Origin of the sequence: Celeribacter sp., assembly GCF_048270365.1 — a bacterium.
Classification (GTDB): Bacteria; Pseudomonadota; Alphaproteobacteria; order Rhodobacterales; family Rhodobacteraceae; genus Celeribacter.
In genome coordinates this window covers 1-5,871 of sequence record NZ_JBLWTA010000074.1, presented here as the reverse complement: position 1 = coordinate 5,871, position 5,871 = coordinate 1, and the positions used below count along the sequence as shown (strand labels likewise).

Below are 5,871 nucleotides of genomic sequence, written 5' to 3'. Positions count from 1 at the left end.
CCCGAGGTCTAGCCTGCGGAGAAACTTGTCGTCTTCCCGTCTCAGGCAGGATTTATGTCAGTCAACTCACCAACACCCACCGTCTAGGACGAAACGCAAAACAGCGCACGACGAATCGCACGCTGGGATGCAGGATGGTGTTTAGGGGAGATTAATGGGGAGTGCAAGGGTTAAGCCCCTCACCCGTCGCTGAGCCGCCGTACACGGATCCGATTTCGAATATCATAGACAAATACCGCCCCGCAAAGAAAGGCGGCAAGACTGCCAAGCACAAAAAACAATCCGCCACCAAGCCGACTGCCGCCATAAAGCGTCAGCGGCGTCTCAATGCGACCACTCGCATCGTCAATGTAGCCCTCCACAACCTGCTGCGGGCGATAGGGCCACCTCAGTCGCGCGTAGCTATTGTAGTAGACGACACGCTCCCCTTCCGCATTCAAAGCCGCCAGCTTGAGAAAAGACGCCCTACGCGCCTGCATCGTGTTCTTATCCAAGATCGCAACAATCTCCACCGGCACCTCGCGCGCATGCTGAAGATACAGTGACGGGTGCATCAAGATGCGCACGCCGATCAGCGCAAAGATCAACCCCAGACAGGTAAACCCCAGCAGCGCCCCCGTCAGAAAGCGCGAGGGCTCATATGTTTTTTGCCTGCGCCTTTTCGCCCTCTTCGCCATAATCCCTCGCCGTCCAAAACATCGAACCAATCAAAAAGGCGCCCCTTTCGGAGCGCCTCTCAAATCTCAAGCTAAGTCTAAAGGCAATCATGCATTTCTTTGAAATGCACTCTTTTGCCCGACGCGCATCGCAGTCGCGATACGCTGACTTAGTTGCCAGTCGCGGAGTCCACGGAGATGGACACGCCCGGACCCATGGTCGAAGACACGGAGACCTTCTTCATGTAGGTGCCTTTGGCGCCAGTCGGGCGGGCTTTTTGAACCGCATCCACGAACGCGCGGATGTTTTCGGAAAGTTTGGCCGCGTCGAAGGACACCTTGCCAACGCCGCAGTGCACAACACCGGCTTTTTCCGCCTTGAACTGCACTTCGCCGCCTTTGGCAGCTTCAACAGCCGCTTTGACGTCCATGGTCACGGTGCCAACTTTGGGGTTCGGCATCAGGTTGCGCGGGCCGAGGATCTTACCCAGACGGCCAACGATCGGCATCATGTCCGGGGTCGCAATGCAGCGATCGAACTCGATGGTGCCGCCCTGAATGGTTTCCATCAGGTCTTCTGCGCCCACGATGTCTGCGCCAGCAGCGGTTGCTTCGTCGGCTTTCGGGCCACGAGCGAACACAGCAACGCGGACGGTTTTACCCGTGCCATTCGGCAGAGACACAACGCCGCGGACCATTTGGTCAGCGTGGCGCGGGTCGACACCGAGGTTCAGCGCGATTTCAACGGTCTCGTCGAATTTTGCGGTCGCGTTGGCTTTGATCAGCTCAACAGCTTCCTCGACGGAGATGTTCTCTTTGCCAGCGAAAGCTTCACGGGCAGCAGCGGTACGTTTGCCAAGTTTCGCCATCACTTCACCTCGATGCCCATGGATTTCGCGGAGCCGACGATGATCTGCATTGCGCCTTCGACGTCGTTGGCGTTCAGATCTTTCATCTTGGCTTCTGCAATTTCGCGCACTTGCGCGATGGTGACGGAAGCGACGGTCTCACGACCCGGCAGAGCAGCGCCTTTGGGGCGGTTGCGCTTGCCGACCGGCTTAAGGCCAGCAGCCTTCTTGAGGTAATAAGAAGCCGGCGGCGTCTTGATGTCCATCGAGAAGGATTTGTCGGAATAGTAGGTGATCACGGTCGGGCACGGTGCGCCGGGCTCCATATCCTGCGTCTTGGCGTTGAACGCCTTACAGAATTCCATGATGTTGATGCCGCGCTGACCCAGCGCCGGACCCACGGGCGGGGACGGGTTCGCTGCACCGGCGGGGACTTGCAGTTTCATCGTACCTGCGAGTTTCTTAGCCATTGGCTTTTCCTTTTCAACTGTCACGAAACGCGTTTCGTGACGACTACGTTGTGTGGTCTGATTTGATCCGCGCGCGGACCGCCTCTCCCACAAGTGATGCCTGAAAGATCAGGCGCTCGCTCAGGCCGTCTTGTTGACCTGAGTGAATTCCAACTCGACCGGGGTGGCCCGGCCAAAGATCGACACGGAAACCTTCAGACGCTGGTTGGCGTCATCCACTTCCTCGACCATGCCATCGAAGCCCTCGAAAGCGCCCTCGGCCACGGAGACCTGTTCGCCCACCTCGAAGGTGATGGTGTTACGCGGCGCGTCGGCTTCGGCGCCTTCCTGGACACGGCCCAGAATTGCCTCGACTTCGCTGTCACGCATCGGCATCGGCTTGCCGAAAGACCCCAGGAACCCGGTCACGCGGTTGATCGAGTTGATCAGGTGATAGCCCTGGTCGGTCATCTCCATGCGCACAAGCACGTAGCCCGGCATGAAGCGACGCTCGGTCGTCACCTTTTTGCCCCGGCGCACCTCGATGACCTCTTCGGTCGGCACCAGAACTTCTTCGATCTGATCCTGCAGGCCCTTTTCTTCCACGGCCGTCTTGATCGCTTCGGCGATTTTTTTCTCGAAGTTCGAGAGAACGCTCACCGAATACCAACGCTTCGCCATGGTGCCTTTGCCTTTTCATCTCACCGGCCCTTCGGACCGGATGTCGTTAAATTCCAAACGCTTACGCGCAACTCCCTGAAACAATAAAGCGGCGCGCAACTCGAATCGCTGCACGCCCGTCTCTTGGAGTGCGCTCGCTCTATACGCTCAGGGCCGTAAGTTCAACCCTTTAGGGCCTCTGCGACCTCTTCCAGACCCGTCGGCAACCCGTCCTGCGACACAAGGTTCTTTTCTTCGAGGTAGTCCGCGATCCCCGCGTCGCCCTTGCGCGCGCTCCAGTCTTTCAGGGTCGAGCGCTCGCCCTCGTACTCAAAGAACGGCACCCCATAGCCACAGGAGCTTTGCGCTTGCTCAATCGTCTGCACGACGATCTGACGCGCGCCGGGCAATTCCCTTCCGTCGAAATGAGTGTCGAGCAGGGTTTGGTATTCTTCCGTGCCCTTGAACACCGATCGCCCCGTGCCGAAAAACCGCACGATCATCGGCTGCTCCTCAAAGGAGCAGAACATCACCGTCATGCGCCCGTCCGCCTTCAAATGTGCGGCGGTTTCGGCGCCAGAGCCAGTCATATCGAGATAGATCAGCTCATTCGGCCCGGTGATCCGCAGGGTCTCCGCGGTGGGCCGCGGCGAAACATTCACCCGCGCGCCAGCCGCCGCCGTGGCGACAAAGAAAATCCTCTGACGTTCGACCATGCGACGCAGAGGATTGGGGATGCTGTCGAAAAATTTTGCCATAACGGACCTCCTCGAGGCCCTTATAGCAGGCGCCGGATCACCCGAACAGGTTGAGGAAGGCCTGAAGCCCGTTGCGGATCAGGAGATCGACGAGGAAAAAGAACGTCGCGGTCAGAGAGGCCATGATGAAAACCATCACAGTGGTCAACATCACTTCGCGACGTGTCGGCCAAACGATCTTCGACGCCTCAGCGCGCACCTGCTGAATGAACTGAAGCGGATTGGTTTTCGTGGCCATCTTGTTGTCCTGATGCTTTGAGTACCCGGCGCAGATACGCGAGCTGCGCGGTAATTTCAAGCCCGACAGCACATCTCACGCTCAGATCGTATCGAGATTGGAGGAAATGGCAGGGGCAGCAGGGTTCGAACCCGCGACCTACGGTTTTGGAGACCGTCGCTCTACCAGCTGAGCTATACCCCTAAGGCCGAGGGTGGAGATAGACAAGCTATGCGGCCTTTGCAAGCCCGTTTTCAACTGCGCGCTCAGAATTCCTCAGACGGCCTCAAGTTCAAGCCAGAAGCTTGGACACCATCAGGTCGACATCCGCTGCGATGGCCTCTGGCCCCGTGCCCAAGCGGTTGATGCCATCGGCGCTGGCGATCACCAGATGCGCCAGACGTTCTGCGTCATCGGGGCTTTGCTCTGCAATGACCTGCGCGATCCGGGTGCGCAGCCGGGCCTCAAACGCGGTAAAAGAATCGCTCACCAGCCGTTTTGGCGCCGTGATCAATTCCTCCGCATGGGGGGATGTTCCGAGCATCTCATTGAGCACAGCGTATTTCCCCCGCAGTCCCGCAGAAACGCGGTCGACAACACTGCCGTCTTTGTCCAACTCGGCGGCCACCACCTCTTCGAGCTGGGCGATCACACAGAGCACCACAGCTGCGAAAAGCTCGTCCTTATTCTTGAAACGCGCGTAGAGCGTCGGCTTTGCGACGGCGGCGGCTTTGGCCACCGCTTCCATGGAGGTGCCACGCAGCCCCTTTTCCATGAACAACCCTATAGAGGCGTCGAGGATTTTCACCGTGGTTGCGTCTTGTGTCATCTCTTCTGGCATCGCGCACCTTAGTTTGGTCAAACCTCATGGCTTGACTTTACGATATGAACGATTAACGTTCAATCCGTTCACTTCATATTTCTCAGCGAGACAGCTCATGACAGACACCGTCCTTCTCACAGGCATCACCGGATTTCTTGGTGGCCACCTGGCGCTCGATCTATTGAATTCCGGCTACCATGTTCGCGGAAGTCTGCGCAATCCCGCCCGCGCCGAGACCACGCGCGCAGCCCTTGCCCGTGCAGGCGCCGACACCGCCCGCCTCTCCTTTGTGCAGCTCGATCTCATGTCCGATGACGGCTGGGAGGCGGCGGCCAAAGATGCCCGTTTTATGATCCACGCGGCCTCGCCTTTCGTCACCACCATGCCGAAAGACCCACAGGACCTGATCCGCCCCGCCGTCAAAGGCACAGAGCGCGCCCTGCACGCTGCGTTGAGCGCCGGGATGGAGCGCGTGGTTCTGACCTCTTCGATCATCACGATGAATTACGGGCTTGGGCCTGAACGACCAAATTACGTTGAGGAGGACCAATGGACCGACCCTGAAAGCGGCCGCCTCAGCGCCTATGGCCAATCGAAAACCTATGCCGAACGCCGCGCCTGGGAGATCGCCAAGGCCGAGGAACTGTCACTCGCCACGGTACAGCCGGGCTTTATCACCGGGCCGCTGATCGACAATGATCCGGGCGTGTCGGGCGCGGTTTTGTTGCGCATGCTCAAGGGCGGGTTTCCGATGGCGCCCAACCTGCACCTCAACATCTCCGACGTGCGCGACCTCGCCCGCATCCACGTCGCAGCGATGACCGCCCCCAGCTCTGAAGGGCAACGCCATCCGGCAGGCTTCGATCCCATGTCTGTGCGCGAAATCGCCGAAACCGTGGCGCAAGCCTACCCGGAGCTACGGTCGAAACTGCCGCTGCGCAGCGCGCCGGATTGGCTCGTGCGGATCATGGGGCTGTTCGACGGCGACATTCGCGCCAACCTCAACGAGTTGGGCTATCGACCCCGGTTCGACACGGTGCGGGCAGAGGGTTTGATGGGACGCAGACATATCGCAGGCGCGCAGTCGATTCTGGATATGACGGCATCGATTTTGGAGCGTGGGTTGGTTGCGGGCTGGGCTGTGAAGGCGGCGGCGTGAGAGCGGCTCTCCGGCCTCGGGCTCTCATTGCCTTTGCAAAAGAAAAGGCCCCGCCGCAGCGGAGCCTTCTAGCACTTTAACTTCACCGGAGTGGGTTCTCGTGATCTTTTGCAAGCAAAAGACACTGCCACCCACCGGTCAGAGTTTCTTACAGAAACTCGACCCGATTAAGCGAGGATTTTGGACACAACGCCCGAACCAACAGTCCGGCCGCCTTCGCGGATCGCGAAGCGGAGGCCTTCTTCCATCGCGATCGGTGCGATCAGCTCAACCGTGAACTTCAGGTTGTCGCCAGGCATCA

General features: G+C 59.0%; 8 protein-coding genes, 1 tRNA gene and 1 pseudogene. 1 reads left to right on the top strand and 9 read right to left on the bottom strand.

What is annotated here, in order from left to right; translation table 11 throughout:
* Positions 1-179: 179 nt before the first annotated feature.
* The 8 genes from ACN0X0_RS23070 to ACN0X0_RS23035 all read right to left on the bottom strand — a co-directional run bounded on the left by ACN0X0_RS23070 (position 180) and on the right by ACN0X0_RS23035 (position 4,417).
* Positions 180-587, bottom strand: a complete 408-nt coding sequence (locus tag ACN0X0_RS23070; protein ID WP_417281147.1) for a hypothetical protein — start codon at positions 585-587, stop codon at positions 180-182.
* Between the two features lie 239 nt (positions 588-826).
* Complete coding sequence (gene rplA / locus ACN0X0_RS23065) at positions 827-1,525, bottom strand: 50S ribosomal protein L1 (RefSeq protein WP_417281146.1); 699 nt, start codon at positions 1,523-1,525, stop codon at positions 827-829.
* Entirely contained in the window at positions 1,525-1,974 is a 450-nt protein-coding gene (gene rplK, locus ACN0X0_RS23060; protein ID WP_417281145.1) for a 50S ribosomal protein L11, read from the bottom strand. Before rplK ends, rplA begins: the two co-directional genes overlap by 1 nt.
* A 120-nt stretch (positions 1,975-2,094) precedes the next feature.
* Positions 2,095-2,634, bottom strand: coding sequence for a transcription termination/antitermination protein NusG (gene nusG, locus ACN0X0_RS23055; RefSeq protein ID WP_167601407.1), 540 nt, complete (start codon positions 2,632-2,634; stop codon positions 2,095-2,097).
* 161 nt (positions 2,635-2,795) lie between these two features.
* Positions 2,796-3,371: a pyridoxamine 5'-phosphate oxidase family protein gene (locus ACN0X0_RS23050; RefSeq protein WP_417281144.1), complete on the bottom strand. Its 576-nt coding sequence runs from the start codon at positions 3,369-3,371 to the stop codon at positions 2,796-2,798.
* A gap of 37 nt (positions 3,372-3,408) precedes the next feature.
* The gene (secE, locus tag ACN0X0_RS23045; protein WP_226554754.1) at positions 3,409-3,609 is read right to left on the bottom strand and encodes a preprotein translocase subunit SecE; all 201 of its coding nucleotides are present in this window, start codon (positions 3,607-3,609) and stop codon (positions 3,409-3,411) included.
* A 107-nt stretch (positions 3,610-3,716) separates the two neighbouring features.
* Positions 3,717-3,792, bottom strand: a tRNA-Trp gene (locus tag ACN0X0_RS23040).
* A gap of 88 nt (positions 3,793-3,880) precedes the next feature.
* Entirely contained in the window at positions 3,881-4,417 is a 537-nt protein-coding gene (locus ACN0X0_RS23035; RefSeq protein WP_417281143.1) for a TetR/AcrR family transcriptional regulator, read from the bottom strand.
* 109 nt (positions 4,418-4,526) lie between these two features.
* Between ACN0X0_RS23035 and ACN0X0_RS23030 the strand changes: the two genes are divergently transcribed.
* A complete protein-coding gene (locus ACN0X0_RS23030; protein ID WP_417281142.1) occupies positions 4,527-5,570 on the top strand; it encodes an NAD-dependent epimerase/dehydratase family protein in 1,044 nt (347 codons plus the stop codon).
* A gap of 167 nt (positions 5,571-5,737) precedes the next feature.
* Here ACN0X0_RS23030 and tuf read toward each other — a convergent pair.
* Positions 5,738-5,871 (bottom strand): annotated as a pseudogene (gene tuf, locus ACN0X0_RS23025) (elongation factor Tu); the annotation flags it as partial.